At 47.4% G+C, this 14,736-nt stretch carries 14 protein-coding genes and 1 tRNA gene; 9 read left to right on the forward strand and 6 right to left on the reverse strand.

The genetic code is table 11. The features are described 5' to 3' along the window. Nucleotides 1–69: 69 nt before the first annotated feature. The 4 genes from Q0Y46_RS01280 to Q0Y46_RS01295 all read right to left on the reverse strand — a co-directional run bounded on the left by Q0Y46_RS01280 (nucleotide 70) and on the right by Q0Y46_RS01295 (nucleotide 4,828). A complete protein-coding gene (locus Q0Y46_RS01280; RefSeq protein ID WP_295682071.1) occupies nucleotides 70–567 on the reverse strand; it encodes a YchJ family protein in 498 nt (165 codons plus the stop codon). A gap of 150 nt (nucleotides 568–717) precedes the next feature. After that, entirely contained in the window at nucleotides 718–1,338 is a 621-nt protein-coding gene (locus tag Q0Y46_RS01285) for a methyltransferase (RefSeq protein WP_295858010.1), read from the reverse strand. After that, the gene (rlmN, locus tag Q0Y46_RS01290; RefSeq protein WP_297943948.1) at nucleotides 1,332–2,405 is read right to left on the reverse strand and encodes a 23S rRNA (adenine(2503)-C(2))-methyltransferase RlmN; all 1,074 of its coding nucleotides are present in this window, start codon (nucleotides 2,403–2,405) and stop codon (nucleotides 1,332–1,334) included. The genes Q0Y46_RS01285 and rlmN overlap by 7 nt, the downstream gene beginning before the upstream one ends. 83 nt (nucleotides 2,406–2,488) lie before the next feature. Further along, nucleotides 2,489–4,828 (reverse strand): PBP1A family penicillin-binding protein, encoded by a 2,340-nt coding sequence (locus Q0Y46_RS01295; RefSeq protein WP_173843575.1) that lies wholly within the window; start codon nucleotides 4,826–4,828, stop codon nucleotides 2,489–2,491. A gap of 117 nt (nucleotides 4,829–4,945) precedes the next feature. On the opposite strand from Q0Y46_RS01295, the gene Q0Y46_RS01300 reads away from it, so the two are divergent. Next, nucleotides 4,946–5,019 (forward strand) — tRNA-Arg (locus Q0Y46_RS01300). 58 nt (nucleotides 5,020–5,077) lie between these two features. Here the strand turns inward: Q0Y46_RS01300 and Q0Y46_RS01305 are convergent. After that, a complete protein-coding gene (locus tag Q0Y46_RS01305; protein WP_297943951.1) occupies nucleotides 5,078–5,296 on the reverse strand; it encodes a hypothetical protein in 219 nt (72 codons plus the stop codon). A gap of 128 nt (nucleotides 5,297–5,424) precedes the next feature. Between Q0Y46_RS01305 and Q0Y46_RS01310 the strand changes: the two genes are divergently transcribed. The 8 genes from Q0Y46_RS01310 (at nucleotide 5,425) to Q0Y46_RS01345 (ending at nucleotide 12,807) form a co-directional block, all read left to right on the forward strand. Next, complete coding sequence (locus Q0Y46_RS01310; protein ID WP_297943954.1) at nucleotides 5,425–5,667, forward strand: RHS repeat-associated core domain-containing protein; 243 nt, start codon at nucleotides 5,425–5,427, stop codon at nucleotides 5,665–5,667. Nucleotides 5,668–5,861: 194 nt separating this feature from the next. Then, nucleotides 5,862–6,725 (forward strand): hypothetical protein, encoded by an 864-nt coding sequence (locus Q0Y46_RS01315; protein WP_297943957.1) that lies wholly within the window; start codon nucleotides 5,862–5,864, stop codon nucleotides 6,723–6,725. Between the two features lie 334 nt (nucleotides 6,726–7,059). Beyond that, entirely contained in the window at nucleotides 7,060–7,977 is a 918-nt protein-coding gene (locus Q0Y46_RS01320; RefSeq protein ID WP_297943961.1) for an Rpn family recombination-promoting nuclease/putative transposase, read from the forward strand. 53 nt (nucleotides 7,978–8,030) lie between these two features. Then, entirely contained in the window at nucleotides 8,031–8,168 is a 138-nt protein-coding gene (locus Q0Y46_RS01325; protein ID WP_295685602.1) for a hypothetical protein, read from the forward strand. A gap of 43 nt (nucleotides 8,169–8,211) precedes the next feature. Next, nucleotides 8,212–9,447 (forward strand): hypothetical protein, encoded by a 1,236-nt coding sequence (locus Q0Y46_RS01330; RefSeq protein WP_297943965.1) that lies wholly within the window; start codon nucleotides 8,212–8,214, stop codon nucleotides 9,445–9,447. Between the two features lie 318 nt (nucleotides 9,448–9,765). Next, entirely contained in the window at nucleotides 9,766–11,103 is a 1,338-nt protein-coding gene (locus Q0Y46_RS01335) for an ATP-binding protein (protein ID WP_295685607.1), read from the forward strand. Nucleotides 11,104–11,135: 32 nt separating this feature from the next. Next, nucleotides 11,136–11,774, forward strand: coding sequence for a hypothetical protein (locus Q0Y46_RS01340; protein WP_297943968.1), 639 nt, complete (start codon nucleotides 11,136–11,138; stop codon nucleotides 11,772–11,774). Nucleotides 11,775–12,333: 559 nt separating this feature from the next. After that, complete coding sequence (locus Q0Y46_RS01345; RefSeq protein WP_297943971.1) at nucleotides 12,334–12,807, forward strand: hypothetical protein; 474 nt, start codon at nucleotides 12,334–12,336, stop codon at nucleotides 12,805–12,807. Between the two features lie 171 nt (nucleotides 12,808–12,978). Here the strand turns inward: Q0Y46_RS01345 and groL are convergent, their stop codons facing one another. Next, nucleotides 12,979–14,613 (reverse strand): chaperonin GroEL, encoded by a 1,635-nt coding sequence (groL, locus tag Q0Y46_RS01350; RefSeq protein WP_297943974.1) that lies wholly within the window; start codon nucleotides 14,611–14,613, stop codon nucleotides 12,979–12,981. Between the last annotated feature and the right edge of the window lie 123 nt (nucleotides 14,614–14,736).

Consider the following 14,736-nt stretch of genomic DNA (forward strand, 5'->3'; position numbering starts at 1 on the left):
CTAGGGATGAGGATTTAGAGGCGGAGCCTCGATTATTTACTCTAGTCTCTAGCCTCTAATCTCTAGTCTCTATTTTCCTGCTCCGCAGCACTTCTTGTACTTCTTGCCGGAACCACACGGGCACGGGTCGTTGCGGCCGACATCCGGGCCTTCCTTCTTGATGGTTTCCTGCTTCACGGCACGGCCGTCGTAGAAGAACCATGCGCCGCCCACCTTGTGGAACTCGCCGAGTTCGTGGTGGTTGCGGGTGATGTTGCCCTGCTTGAAGCGTGCGATGAATTCAACCCAGCCGATGTTCTTTTCTTCTTCGGTCTTGGTCTGCTTGATTTCGATGCCGAGCCATTCGGAGTCGTTGCTCCAGGCGGTCACGCTCGGTTCGTCGAAGTCGCTACGCTGGGTCGCTTCGAGAGAATCCTTGAGCCACTTGATTTCGTGCTTGGCATAAGCCGTGTAGCGGGAGCGCATCAGGGCTTCGGGGGAGGCGGCCAGGGCAGTTCCCTTGATAATCGGTTCGCAGCATTCGCCGTATTCTTTTCCGCTTCCGCAGGGGCATAAATCTTTAGACATATTCCATCCTTATCAGTTATGAGCAGTGAGTTTTGAGTGATGAGGACTTTTGCTCAATGCTCTTTTTAATTTTAAAAATTAGTTAATACCATACTGAACAGCTCGCAGCTCATGGCTCATAGCTCATAGCTCACTGCTCATCGCTCACCGCTAAATAACTTTCTTCATGAGCCAGAATTCTTCCTTGCCTTCGCGGCCGGGGATGCTGTTCACCGCGGGGATGCGCTCCACCACATCGAACACGCCGCCCAGACGGGCCATGAGTTCGCCTTCGCTCGTGCAGTGCGGCGGACCCTGCAAGGTCTTGCCGTTCATGAGCGGGTACATGAGGCAAATGAAAAGCCCGTCGTCCTTGAGCATCTTGTAGCAGACTTCGAAAAATTCGTCGCGACGTCCCGGGTGGATGGCAGAGAATGCACCGTAATCGTAAACGATGTCGAAAAGTTGTCCGCCGCGCTTTGCGTCCTTGGGAGAAAGCGAGAACAGGTCGAGGTCCAGCGAGTGCAGGTTCTTGTGCTTGCGGCTCAGGTGGTCAAGTTCGTCCACGGCTGTCGGGGCAAAGTCTACGGCGAGAACTTCGTGACCACGTTCCGCCCAGGCTTCGGCATCGTAGCCGAACCCTGCACCGGGAATCAATACGGAACCCGTTGCGGGGCAGGAGGGGTGCTTGAAGAATTCAAGCAGGGCAGGTGTCGCCTTCTTGAAATTCCAATAATCCTTGCCTTCAACATAGAGGTTGTCCCAAAATTCCGGGAGGTTTTGCGTTAACATTCTTTACCTTCCTTTTTGTACGCAAGCTGCCCACAGGCGGCGAGGATGTCCCTGCCGCGGGGGTTGCGGATCGTTATTTGTACTTCTGCAGCTCGCACGGTGGCGAGAAAATCTTCGACTTCTTCGGGGGTCGGGGCGTGCAGCGTCGGGTCGTCGCCGTCGTTCAAGACGATGGCGTTCACTTTGACGCGGCGCGGTGCGCAAATGCGGATAAGTTCTTTGGCTGCCTTCGGGGTGCAGGTGATGTCCTGGATGAGCACGAACTCGAAGGTCACATAGTTGTCGGTGCGGCGGATGTATTCGTCGACGGCTTCCAAAAGTTTTTCGATGGGCCACACCTTGTTTACGGGCATCACGGACGAACGGTATTCGTTGTTTGTGCTGTTGAGGCTCACGGCGAGGCAGCAAGGCGTGTTCCTGTCTACGAGTTCCTTCATCTTGGGGACAACGCCGGAGGTGCTCACGGTCATGCGCTTCGCGCCCATGTTGAAAAGGCTCTGGTTGTGTAGCGTGCAGCAGACGCGGTGGACCTGCTCCAGGTTGTTGAGCGGTTCGCCCATGCCCATGAAGATGATGTTCGTGACCTGGGCGATTTTGCCGTCTTCGTCGAGGATGCCGTTGTCCTTAAGGTACCAGTTGACGGTGAGGATTTCTTCGAGGATTTCGCCTGCTTCGAGGTTGCGGGTGAATCCCATCTTGGCGGTACGGCAGAAGGCGCAGTTCTGTGCGCAGCCAATCTGCGTGGACACGCAAACGGAAAAGCGACCGTTCGCGGGAATCATCACGGTTTCGATGTGGTGGCCGTCCCAGGTTTCCAGGAGCCATTTCACGGTGCCGTCGGTAGAGACCAGGTGCTGGTTTTCTTTGAGGGCGAGCATGCTGAACTGCTCGGCTAGCTTTTCGCGCAGTGCCGGCGGGACGTTCACCATCTCGTCAAAACTGCGAACCTGCTGGCAGAAAAGCCATTTCTGGATTTGGTCGGCGCGGTACTGTTTCTCGTTGACGTCCCTGAGCCAAGCCTTGAGCTCGTCAGTCGTCAAAGTCTTTATGTTGCGCGGCCATTCCATGGGCCTAAAAGATAGAAAAATTTAAGATTTTTGTTAAGGGCCGAAATGACGCAATCCCTTTAAAATCAAGGGAAAAGCGCTCCCTAGAACATCTTTCTTGCGCTCTTCTTCACAGGCCCGCTCTTCTTGTCCTTGGGATCGCTGACGACACCCTTGGCGGCGTTCTTGTTGCTGAAGAGAGTGGCGTCGTCGGCGGACTTCGTCTTGACTTCGAAGTGGTTGCCGTCGCACATTTCTTCGGGCGCATAGCCTGCAGTGTAGAGGCAGTACGTCTTGGAATTGCAGAACTCGCCGGCGATCTTTCCTGTGTGGTTGCAGATGCCGCGGCTCACGACTCCCTTAGGCACGGGGAACGGCTTGCGCGGGAGGTCCTTGTGCAACTGCTTCATCGTGGCAATCCAGATGGGGAGCGCGTCTTCGGTACCGGTGTGGCCTGCGCCCATGGTGCCCGGACTGTCGGAACCAATCCAAACGCCCATGGTGTACTGCTTGGTAAAGCCGATGTACCAGGCGTCGGTGTAGTCGTTCGTCGTACCGGTCTTGCCGCCGCTCGGGTGCGTGAATCCGCTGGCCCATACACGTGCGGCCGTACCGCGGACGTTCACGTCCTTGAGCATGTCGACCATCAGGTATGCCGATGCCGGGCGGAGCACTTCGTGTTCGACCTTGGAATTCTTCTCGATGACTTCGCCGTTGCGGTCCACGATGGATTCGATCATGTAGGGCTCGATGCGGTTACCGCCGTTGGGGAACACCGTGTAGGCGGACGTCATTTCCATGAGGGTCGCACCGACGGAACCCAGGGCAAGGCTCGGGACCGCCATGAGCGGTGCGCGCTTGATGCCGAATTTACGGGCGTAGTTCACCACGTTGCTGAGGCCGTACTTCATGCCGGTGAGGATGGCGGGCAGGTTTTTGGACTTGTAGAGGGCGGCGCGGAGCGTCATCATGCCCTGGAAATCGTGGTCGAAGTTGGCCGGGCGCCAGACCTTGTTCGGGTTCTTGTCGTCCGGGTCGGGAATGGTGACGGGGGAGTCGTTGACGGAGTCGCACGGGCTTGCTCCGTTGTCCATGGCTGTCGCGTAGACGAAAGGCTTGAACGAGGAACCCGGCTGGCGGAGGGACTGGACAGCGCGGTTCCAGCGGGACTGGTTGTAGTCGCTGCCGCCGACCATGGCGCGGATGGCGCCGGTCTCGTTTTCGATAAGAATTGCCGCGACTTCGGCGTGGTGGTAAAGGATACTGTCGGGGAACCGGCGCTTGAGGGCCGGACGCTTGAGGTCTTCTTGCAGGTAGTCCTTCTTGAACAATGCGTAGATGCTGTCGAAGTGGGCGATAACGCTATCTTCGGGCATGCCGTATTTCTTGGGCAGGAACAGCCTCTTGCAGGCCCTGCGCTTGATGCGCTTGCGCACCCTTTCCACCTGTACCTGGGAAACGCTGTCCGCGAAGGCCTGGATGTCGGGGTCGATGGTCGAGTTGATGGAAACGCCGTCTGCGTACAGCGAGTTTTCGCCGTACTTCTTTTCCATGTACTTGCGGATTTCTTCGTAGAAGTACAGCCCCGCACCCTGGTCTTCTTCCTTTTCGGCGAGGGTGATGGGGGTCTTGATGAATTCGCGGTACTGGTCCTTGGTGATGAAACCGGCGTCGTACATGGCGTAGAGGACCGTGTTGCGGCGTTCGAGGGAGGCCTCGGGCTTGCGGTCGGGGCGGTAGGCCTCCGGGCGCTGGAGCATACCGGCGAGCACGGCAATTTCGGGGATGGTGAGGCTGTCCAACGGGCGGCCGAAGTAGAACCTTCCTGCCGCCTGGAAACCGTAGTTACCGCCAGACAGGTAGACCTCGTTCATGTAGAATTCGAGGATTTCTTCCTTGGTGTAGGTCTGCTCGATGCGGATGGCCGTCATCGCTTCCTTGATCTTACGCGAAATGGAACGTTCCGGCGTGAGGAACAAGAGCTTTGTCAACTGCTGGGTAAGGGTGGACGCACCGCGCATCTTCTTGCCGGAGGTCACGCTCTCGAGGATGGCGCTCGGGATGGCCCAGACGTTCATGCCCCAGTGGTTGAAGAATTCGCGGTCTTCGATGGCCATCACGGCGTGGTAGACGTCGGCGGGGATGGAGTCGAAACTGACCCACTCGCGGCGTTCCACATAATATTCATGGGCGATTTTCCCGTTCATGTCGTAGATGTTCGTGACGAGGCGCGGGTTGATCTGCTCTAGCTGGGAAAGCGAGGGCAGTTCGGGCGAGAAGTGCACGTAGGTCACGATGACGGCGATGAAGCCCAGCAAGACAGGGATAAACAGGATGAGCAGCCACTTGACGACTTTCCTGTCGGAAAAGAGCTTTTTCAGGAACTGGAGAACCACGTCCAGGACGGGCTTGATTTTTTCGAGGTAAGGAAGGAGCTTGTTCATCGATGCTTCTTTGAAATTTTTTGGCTAAATCTAGAAATCTTTTTAAAATTATTTTTTTGTTTTTGTCAAAAACCCCTTGACAACAGCATGTTTTTAGCTATATTTGGGGCACATCTAGCGGATGTAGCCCAACTGGATAGAGCGTTTGGCTACGAACCAAAAGGTTCCAGGTTCGAGTCCTGGCACCCGCAGAAATAAAATAATCCCTCTCGTCAAGAGAGGGATTATTTTTTGTTGAGATATCGAAATTCATTCGCAATCAAGAAAGATAACAGAAGTCCCAGGAACCGAGCCGGAACCTTCGTGAGCCGGAGCGGCCCGGCGCAAGCGGGCCGAGAAGGCGAGAGGACGGGCGTAAGCCCGTCCGGTCTTAAAACAGTTCCAGGTTCGAGTCCTGGCACCCGCAGAAACAAAATAATCCCTCTCGTCAAGAGAGGGATTATTTTTTGTTGAGATATCGAAATTCATTCGCAACCAAGAAAGATAACAGAAACTCCAGGAACCGAGCCGGAACCTTCGTGAGCCGGAACGGCCCTGCGCAAGCCTCTAATTTATATAAATGTTCGCTTTCAGGCGATTTTGTATATATTAATGGCATGATGGGCAATCTTTCTACAAGGACGGGGACTGCGGACGAAGTGTATTTTGCCTACGACTACCGCGCCTTCGGCGAGCAGGTAAGCCTCGTGGAACCCGCCGACAAGGTGACGGAGAATTTCACCGGGAAGGAAAAGGATGACGAAATCGAGTTGAACTATTTCGGAGCCCGTTACCTCGATCCCATGCTCGGATTGTGGACTTCCGTTGACCCCGCAAGGCAATTCTCCTTTGACGCCTGAATTTTCAACACCGCATGAGACTGGACATGCTGTTGGTATGAGAAATCGATATAAGGGAACAGGAGCGCTGATGCCAGGATACAATCATAATTTGATGTCTCTTCCGAATCCTAAGCGTAAAAATGAGCCTTTGAATTTAACGAGTAACCAAATACAAGAAATTTTTACAAGTCCTAATAATGTATATTCTGAATATGAATAAAATTATTTGGTACATAGTTGTTTCCTTGCTGTTTGCTGCGTGCTCGGAAAGAGAGAGCAACTCTAATTGGAAAGAAGTTTCATGCCGTTTCTTTTCACTGGATATTCCTTTTGGATATTCTTTTGAGGAAATCCCAAATGAAATGGCTGATTGGACGCATTTTCTTATCAAAGATGAACGAGGTAGTTCTATTCTTGATGTGTTTGAATCTTCTTTTCCCAATGGGTCAAGAAATGGCGACGTTTATGGGAACTTCAATTCTAGTTTTCAATTGATAGATGCCCATGTTGATGTTGACGGCTTGTTTGACGAGAAGGGTTCTGTAGTGTATTCTGTTTTGTATGGTCGATATACTGAAACAGGGGTGTCTTCATTTGTTCATTTCTTGTATTTGGCAAATAGTCCTCAAAAGGCGCTTGTAAAAAAAATAATTCAGTCTATAAAGAATCCGCAAAAAAGAGAAATGGAAAAACTTGATGTTTCTTTGCCAATTTGCAGTCGTATCGAAAAAGTTCTTCCTTTCGATTATTCAGTAATCCTTGATGATTCAAATTTTGTATGTCGAATAAGAAATAGCCGAACTGAGGAAGTAGCTTGGGTTTTAGAATCAAATTTTGTATATCCTCCAAAATTCAAGAAAATGCCGGATTCATTGCTTTCTTCTGCATTTGAGTTAATTGACTATTATAGAATCCCAGCGAAGACGCAAACTTCTTCCACAGAAATGAAATATTCTGAAATATATGGAAAACGCAACAAAAATAACAAGGCCGAGTTCGTTCAGTTTATATATACAGATTTTATGAAAAAAAGTGAACTTGCAAATTTGACAAGATCGGCTATTATTTTGAAGTAATTTTCATTGGTCTACACATGAGTTTAATAAGCGAGTCGTATAAGCTGCTAAATTCATTGCGCATTTTTCCAAACAGACCGCTTTGGCGGCTTGTTTTTTTATATGATTCCTACTCCGAAATCGCATTTCACCTAACGAGGAAAAAGGTAGTGCCAAGAGTCTTTTGCAAAAATAGTTTGTACCAACATCAGATTTTGATTTTTAAATGACGTTTCAAACGGAATTTTTGTCCACCTATTTTTGGAAAATTAAGTTTGCTTGACTTGTGCTTCTCGCCGGTTTATATTGTCGGTGTTTGAAATATTCATCGACAATATCGACAGGGGAATGTACAATGGCCAAGCGCAAGCCGCTCAAGGACTGTATTGTGAAGCCGGGTGAAAAGAGCCCGTTTGCGAATTTGCTGGTGGATTTGGCCTTCAAGAAGGCCTTCGACCCGGATAAACCTTCAAGCCGTGAAAACCTTGTGAACCTGCTGAACGATCTGTTGGAACCGCAGCTCAAGCGGCCCATCAAGAACGTGTGGACTCGCAACGTGGCGAAAAACCTGAGCGGGAGCAGGGAATCCCGCACGGCGATTTTTGACCTGCACTGCGAAGACGATATGGGCAACCTCATCGAAATAGAGGTGCAAATCCGCCGGATGACCAACTTTTTGAAACGCCTCGCCTTTTATGCCAGCGAAATGGTCGCGAACCAGGCAGAAACCGGGAAATCGTGGAATTTTGACTTAAAACCTTCCTATGTAATCGCGTTTACACAGTATGGGGTTTTCAATGATGACCATGCCATTCATCGTGCGACGACTGTCGACATCGAATCCGGGAAACAGTTCGTGGATTCGTTCAATTACACCGTCATAGAACTCTCGAAGGTCCCCTTGTTTATCGAGGAAGGCTCTTCCAGCGTGAGCAAGTGGCTGTTCTTCTTCCGCTATTTGAACCGCTTGCGGGAGCTCCCCGCCGAATTTCCCGAACGCAAGTTCGAGCACTTGACAGAGAGCTCGAAAGTGTCTAAATTCAGCAAAGAAGAATTTGAGGCATACCGGAATATGTATCACAAAGAATGGGACGATACCGCCATGGTGGAAGCCTTTATCGAAGACCACGCGGACTTGTTCAACGCGAAGGTTGCCGAGAGCGTTTCTGAAAAAACTCGCGAAATGGCGAAGGCTATGCGTGATTACGGTGATCCTGTTGAAAAAATTGCCGCGATATCCGGTCTCTCCATAGAAGAAATCGCCAGGCTATAGCCTCTAATACATATAAATGTTCGCTTTCAGGCGATTTTGTATATATTAATGGCATGATGGGCAATCTTTCTACAAGGACGGGGACTGCGGACGAAGTGTATTTCGCCTACGACTACCGCGCCTTCGGCGAGCAGGTCAGCCTCGTGGAACCCGCCGACAAGGTGACGGAGAATTTCACGGGGAAGAGATGACGAAAAAAAACTCAAGGTACATATGCCTATCCATCGTATACGGATGATTATGCAGAATAGAAAATGTTTCCAATCGATTTTACTGATATGGCTTGTTTGTGTTACGAGTTCTTTTGCAGTAGATGATTACTCTGATTGTGCGTTAAAGTGCCTACGGGTCGGCAATCTGTCCGACCCTTATTTCCCAGAGATTGAGCTAAATGACTGTAATACATCCATATGCCGTTTACGTAATGAATCAGAAAAGATATTTCTTGGAAAAATCATAAAAATTCACAAAGCAGAAAAAAATGTTAATCCAAATAATGGCTTGATTGCGTTTGCTCCTTTAGAGGGTGATGCTTCTTATGACGAAAAATTAAAATGGGAGGAGATGTCTGATGCAAAAAAATACCACTTTGATATTGAATTACAGGTAAATGGTTTGTATGATGAGAAAAAACAGATGTGGAAAATCTATAATGATGTTGTAAAGGTTTCTGCAGATATTATGGAAGGCCGTGTTTGGGAGGGGAATCCCATGATATTGCCCTATTATCGTCCCGTTACCTGGGATGACTCCTTGAGAATGTTTTTTTTGAAAGAAGACAAATCAAGTTTGATTGTTGTTGGATTCTCAAAACCAATTCTTTTTACTGACTTGAAAGACATGAGTTTGTGTGGTGTAGGCGTCGCTTTACGAGAAAGGACAAATTACTGTATTTCCTACAATCCGTATCGTTATTCGGAAAGTGTCCTGTATGAGGGAAATCCAAGTGTTGATGTGAAAAAAGCAAAAAAGGAGGGGCCTCCAAATGTGATTGTTTATGGGAGTGTAGACTCTGTTCTTTTTTCTTCGCTTGAGATAACGGAAGAAGATGATGATAAATTGAGAAATCCAAAGACTATAGAATCCATAAATCCAAAATTAAAAAAAAAGTATTTAGATTACCTAAGTAAATTGATGAAATATAAGGTGACCTATGTAATCTCTAAGAAGGGAAGATTTGACTTGCTTTCAAAAAAATGGCTCCCTGATACAGGAAAAATGAGGATGTCATCTATTCAATACAGTGGTTGGACAATTGATGAGAATTCCGTATTGATGGTCCGCAATACTATTGATTCTCTAAGAGGTGGCGACTATATTTTTTCAGGATATAAGAGCAAGAATGGTGATATTCGATTGGACTATGTGTCAAAAAGAATTTCTAAGATGCCCACCGAAAATACACATTTTCAAATGTGGTCAAGGAAAATAGAAAATAAGTGCTATGTCAAGCCTTTAGATATAAAATGAAAAACAAGTGATGTGTGAATTGCGCAAGAGTTTAGCAAGAGAATTGCATGATCTTCCATATTGTATTGTGCAATTCGGCAGAGGTAAAGCCCATTTCAAAGTCAATTCAGAATCCAAATTCTATGAGCAATGCGACCCATTATGATTACGATTTCAATCAAAATTTCATTGAGGACAAGTTTAAACGCTTGAAAATTCTGTAAAAAAAGCATTTTTTTTTAAATCTCCCTTGAAAAAGTGCATTTAAATGCAAAAAAGTGGGTTGAAAAAGTGTATTTTTGTGTTGATTTATCCATTGGAAAAGTGTATATTTAGGGTATGTTCAAGCGGAAAATCCTTAAAGAATTCGAAAAATGGATGAATGGCGGGGGCAAGAAAAAGGCTCTTGTCGTCAAGGGAATGCGCCAAATCGGCAAGACATTCAGTGTTCTTGAATTCGCTAGGAGTCACTATAAGCATGTGGTCTATGTGAACTTCAAGGAGAACGACAGCGCCCGTAGAATTTTCGACGGCGATTTCAATGTCAACCGCATGACGATCGACCTGTCGGCCCTACTTCCCGATGCTCGCTTCGAACCGAAAAAAACCGTCATTATATTTGACGAGATTCAGGAATGCGCAAATGCACGCGCAAGCATCAAACCGTTCATGGAAGATGGTCGATATGACGTCATTTGCACGGGTTCGCTCCTGGGAATAAAGGGGTATAACAGAAAAAAGGGTAAGGGCGTCCCGACAGGTTTCGAGAGAATTGTTTACATGAAGCCTATGGATTTCGAGGAATTTCTGTGGGCAAAGGGCATTGACGAAAAAGTCATCGATTATCTGAAGGAATGCTTCAGAAACAAGATCCCTGTTAGCGGAACCACTCACAACGCCATGTTGCGCTATTTTAGGGAATATCTCTGCGTGGGTGGTCTCCCGTACATCGTTTCCCGTTTCGTCGAAACAAACGACATGAACGTTGTTTGGCAAGAACAGCAGGATATTCTCGAAGAATACAAGGACGATTTTGGCAAGCACCTCGACGAAGATGAAAACGAGGAAGTTGACAGAACGCTTCTAGGCAGAATCAACCGCGTATTCGATTCCATTCCGGCTCAACTCGCCAAAGAGAATAAAAAATTCACATATTCCTCATTAGAAAAGAAAGGTCGTTCCGAAGCATACCAGAACGCAATCCAGTGGCTTTATGACTGCGGCATCATCAACCTATGTCACAATCTCACAAACATATCCACTCCTCTGGACGGTTACAAGATTGAAAACGCGTTCAAGATCTATGTTCAGGATTCCGGGCTGTTCGTCGCGATGCTCGAAAAAGGATGTGCTGCCAAAATCCTTAGCGGAGACTTAGGGTTTTACAAGGGTGCTATTTACGAGAACATTGTTGCTGACTGTTTCTCGAAACAGGGGCGAAACCTATACTACTTCCGCAAAGATTCCGGTCTTGAAATTGACTTTGTGGAAACCATTGCAGGTGAAACTGCTTTAATTGAAGTCAAGGCAACTTCGGGGCAAACCAAGTCAGCAAAAACTGTTCTCCAAAACGAGAATTACGAAGTAGAAATCTGCTACAAGCTTTCCGAAAACAATGTAGGCGTTGTCGGGAAAATCGTGACGTTACCTTACTACATGACCATATTCCTGGAATGACAATGAAAATTTTATTTCTGATTTTTCTATGTATGTCAACCCTTTGGGCTCATAGAATAGCTGGAGTTTCGTTAGATTCCGTTGATGTTGTGTATGAGGAAAAACTGGAATCTGGTTCATTACACATTAACCTTAAATTTATTTCTCCCGGGAAATTGGAAAAAATTAGTGTTCGTGGAAGTGATCTTTTCATTGACATCAAGAAAGATGAATTGTCTGTTTTAGACGGTATTTTAATATGTGGTATGTGGGTGAAAAAAAATAATTGCTCATACGAGGTTTATTTTGATACCCCTCAGTCATATACCAAGGGGGTTCTGTCTTTTAATGGCAATGAAGGCTACAAGGTTGAAAAGAAGGAACTTCGCTCTCGTAAAGAACCTGGTCAATTGTCTCAAATACATTCAAAAGAAAATATATTGAATTATACTCCATCGGACAGCGACCTTCATATAAAGACTTTGTTTGCAAGATATGATGTGAGTCCAGTTGTCGGTAAATTTATGGTAAAAAAAGAGGATGAAAAATTCATCCAGCTTCAAACGCGTGATAAATCTTTCCAATTCTCAAGTAGCACACCCACATCGTATTTTTCATTGAAAGAGATAAAACGCAATACATCTTATTACCTGATTCTGAACGATTATTCGATATCGTTTAATCCGTTCTAAAGTCCAAGTGCCAAAAAATTTTGTATGATTGGAGAGGAATGTCTTTAAATAAGGTTAAAGATGCTGAAATGTGTAAATAAGAAAATTTTTATAGCAATATTTTTAGTTTTTCTTTTTTTATTTGCTTATATAAAGTTCGATAGATCTCCAATAAAAAGTGAATGGAGGTCAGGTTATTTCTATATTTCCACTACAGCGAACTGTTATTCTTGTATTTCATCTGAAGATTCTCTTTTTCTTGAAAATCAATCAAAAAAAACATATAAAGACACTGTTCAATTAGATATAAATTATTATGGCATTGACGGTGTACTTGGAGTCGTCAAGTATGAAGGAGGACGATATGTAGATTTTTTGGAGGGTTTCAACTCTACATCATATTATCTTAATGTCGGCAACATCTATTTTGGTCCTTTTGGTGAAACGATGGTTACGTATTGAATTACTAGATATAATGCCACATTCAACACATACAATAGACGATGCAATCTTATTAGAAAAGAGATTTGTCTATCTTTAAGGTGAGAAAACAACAGAGGTTACCATGAGGAATTGTTTCTTGATATATATCGCTATTGGGATTCAATTCGTATTTGCCGATAACGGGCATTTAATCAAATGGACTATTGATTGTAGTACAAAAGATTCGATTAAAGTAACGGTTTCTAATTATAGTAGCGAAACAATCTGTTTCCATGCCCCTGAAAATGTTCATTCTTATTACAAAAATAAACATGTTTATTTTGTCCCAGAATACTCCAAATATATCGAGCATATGGAAGGAAGACCGTTCTCTATAGATTGCTTGCGACCTTTTAAAGACAGCTCTGTAGAACAAGAGTATAAAAAGAATTACGTTGTGCCAAATATATATGACAAAAACGTTAAGAACATGCAAGGCTTTTATTTTTCTGTAGGCACATGGAATGAATTTAAGTTTTTAAAAAATTTTGGTGTAAAAAATTATCGAGAGCAAGTTGATTTTTTGAATAAACACATAAGTAATATTGGTCATCAGTGCGATGATCAGTAAAAAAAGGAAAAAGTAGTTTATTCCAACATTCTAGAGAATGACAATGAAAATTTTTAATGCCGTATCCTAAATATGGCTAAAGCCCATTTCAAAGTCAATTGAAAACGCCCGATGCAAAAACTGCATCGGGTGTTTTCATAAGGAGACAGAGTTTTTTAGCGGGGCGCTAGATTACATCATGCCGCCCATGCCACCCATGCCCGGGTCCATGGCCGGAGTAGCCGGCTTGGGTTCCTTCTTCTCGGTGATCACGCAGTCAGTCGTGAGGATCATCGAGGCGATGGAGGAGGCATTCTTGAGGGCCGTGCGGGTCACCTTGGCCGGGTCGATGACGCCAGCCTTGATGAGGTCTTCGTAGGTGTCGGTCTTGGCGTTGTAACCGAAGGCGTCCTTTCCTTCCTTGACCTTGTTCACCACGACGGAGCCTTCGAGGCCCGCGTTCTGCACGATCTGGCGGAGCGGTTCTTCGATGGCGCGGCGGATGATGGCAGCGCCGGTCTTCTGGTCGGCGTTGTCGAAGTTGAGCGCGTCAATGGCCTTCTCGGCACGGATGAGGGCAACGCCACCACCCGGAACGATACCTTCTTCGACGGCAGCGCGGGTTGCGTGCATGGCGTCATCGACGCGGTCCTTCTTTTCCTTCATTTCGACTTCGGTAGCAGCACCGACCTTGATCACGGCAACGCCGCCGGCAAGCTTGGCCAGGCGTTCCTGGAGCTTTTCGCGGTCGTAGTCGCTCGTGGTGGCTTCGATCTGCTTCTTGATCTGGCCGATACGGCCCTTGATGGAGGCTGCATCACCGGCACCTTCGACAATCGTGGTGTTGTCCTTCGTGATGGTGATGGACTTGGCCTGGCCAAGGACGGTGACCGGAGCATCTTCGAGCTTAGCGCCCGTGTCTTCGGAAACCAGCATACCGCCAGTGAGGATAGCGATGTCTTCGAGCATGGCCTTGCGACGGTCACCGAAGCCCGGGGCCTTGACGGCGGCGACCTTCAGGGTGCCACGCATCTTGTTCACAACAAGCGTTGCGAGAGCTTCGCCATCGACGTCTTCGGCGATGATGAGGAGAGACTTGCCCTGCTTTGCCACGTGTTCGAGCATCGGGAGCAAATCCTTCATGGTAGAAATCTTCTTGTCGTACAACAGGATGTACGGATTCTCGAGGCTGACTTCCATGCTGTCAGTGTTGGTGACAAAGTAAGGAGACAGGTAACCGCGGTCGAACTGCATACCTTCCACGACGTCGAGCACTGTGTCGGCGGTCTTGGATTCTTCGATGGTGATGACACCGTCGTTGCCGACCTTTTCCATGGCGTTGGCCAGGAGATCACCGATTTCGGGGTCGTTGTTCGCGGAGATGGTGGCGACCTGGGCAATGTGTTCCTTACCGTTGATCTTCACGGCCATCTTGCCGATTTCCTTGATGACGGCGTCAACCGCAGCGTCCATGCCGCGCTTGATGTCCATCGGGTTTGCACCGGCAGCGACGTTCTTGAGGCCTTCGCGGGTGATGGCCTGGGCGAGAACGGTTGCAGTCGTGGTGCCGTCACCGGCAGCGTCAGAAGTCTTGTTCGCGACTTCCTTGGCCATCTGGGCGCCGAGATTTTCGTAGGCGTCTTCGAGTTCCACTTCCTTGGCGACAGTCACGCCGTCCTTCGTCACGTTCGGGGCACCGAAGGAGCGGGCGATCATCACGTTACGGCCCTTGGGGCCGAGAGTTACCTTGACAGCGTTGGCGAGCTTGTCCACGCCCTTCATGAGGGATTCGCGAGCCGCCACATCAAACTTGAGTTGTTTAGCCATTTTTGTTTTTCCTTTTTTTATTTAAAACTTTTTTAGGGGTTAGGATCTAGGATCTAGGGGTTAGGGAAAAGTATCATGGCTTCGCCATCTATTATACACGCACGAAGTGCGTGATTATTTACT

This window comes from uncultured Fibrobacter sp. (assembly GCF_947305105.1).
Taxonomy (GTDB): domain Bacteria; phylum Fibrobacterota; class Fibrobacteria; order Fibrobacterales; family Fibrobacteraceae; genus Fibrobacter.

What these genes read in the sequence shown, in the direction of transcription:
- Q0Y46_RS01280 (WP_295682071.1), bottom strand. Translation starts at nt 567, where the DNA reads ATGTCTAAAGATTTATGCCCCTGCGGAAGCGGAAAAGAATACGGCGAA.
- Q0Y46_RS01285 (WP_295858010.1), bottom strand. Translation starts at nt 1,338, where the DNA reads ATGTTAACGCAAAACCTCCCGGAATTTTGGGACAACCTCTATGTTGAA.
- rlmN (WP_297943948.1), bottom strand. Translation starts at nt 2,405, where the DNA reads ATGGAATGGCCGCGCAACATAAAGACTTTGACGACTGACGAGCTCAAG.
- Q0Y46_RS01295 (WP_173843575.1), bottom strand. Translation starts at nt 4,828, where the DNA reads ATGAACAAGCTCCTTCCTTACCTCGAAAAAATCAAGCCCGTCCTGGAC.
- Q0Y46_RS01305 (WP_297943951.1), bottom strand. Translation starts at nt 5,296, where the DNA reads ATGAATTTCGATATCTCAACAAAAAATAATCCCTCTCTTGACGAGAGG.
- Q0Y46_RS01310 (WP_297943954.1), top strand. Translation starts at nt 5,425, where the DNA reads ATGATGGGCAATCTTTCTACAAGGACGGGGACTGCGGACGAAGTGTAT.
- Q0Y46_RS01315 (WP_297943957.1), top strand. Translation starts at nt 5,862, where the DNA reads ATGAATAAAATTATTTGGTACATAGTTGTTTCCTTGCTGTTTGCTGCG.
- Q0Y46_RS01320 (WP_297943961.1), top strand. Translation starts at nt 7,060, where the DNA reads ATGGCCAAGCGCAAGCCGCTCAAGGACTGTATTGTGAAGCCGGGTGAA.
- Q0Y46_RS01325 (WP_295685602.1), top strand. Translation starts at nt 8,031, where the DNA reads ATGATGGGCAATCTTTCTACAAGGACGGGGACTGCGGACGAAGTGTAT.
- Q0Y46_RS01330 (WP_297943965.1), top strand. Translation starts at nt 8,212, where the DNA reads ATGATTATGCAGAATAGAAAATGTTTCCAATCGATTTTACTGATATGG.
- Q0Y46_RS01335 (WP_295685607.1), top strand. Translation starts at nt 9,766, where the DNA reads ATGTTCAAGCGGAAAATCCTTAAAGAATTCGAAAAATGGATGAATGGC.
- Q0Y46_RS01340 (WP_297943968.1), top strand. Translation starts at nt 11,136, where the DNA reads ATGTCAACCCTTTGGGCTCATAGAATAGCTGGAGTTTCGTTAGATTCC.
- groL (WP_297943974.1), bottom strand. Translation starts at nt 14,613, where the DNA reads ATGGCTAAACAACTCAAGTTTGATGTGGCGGCTCGCGAATCCCTCATG.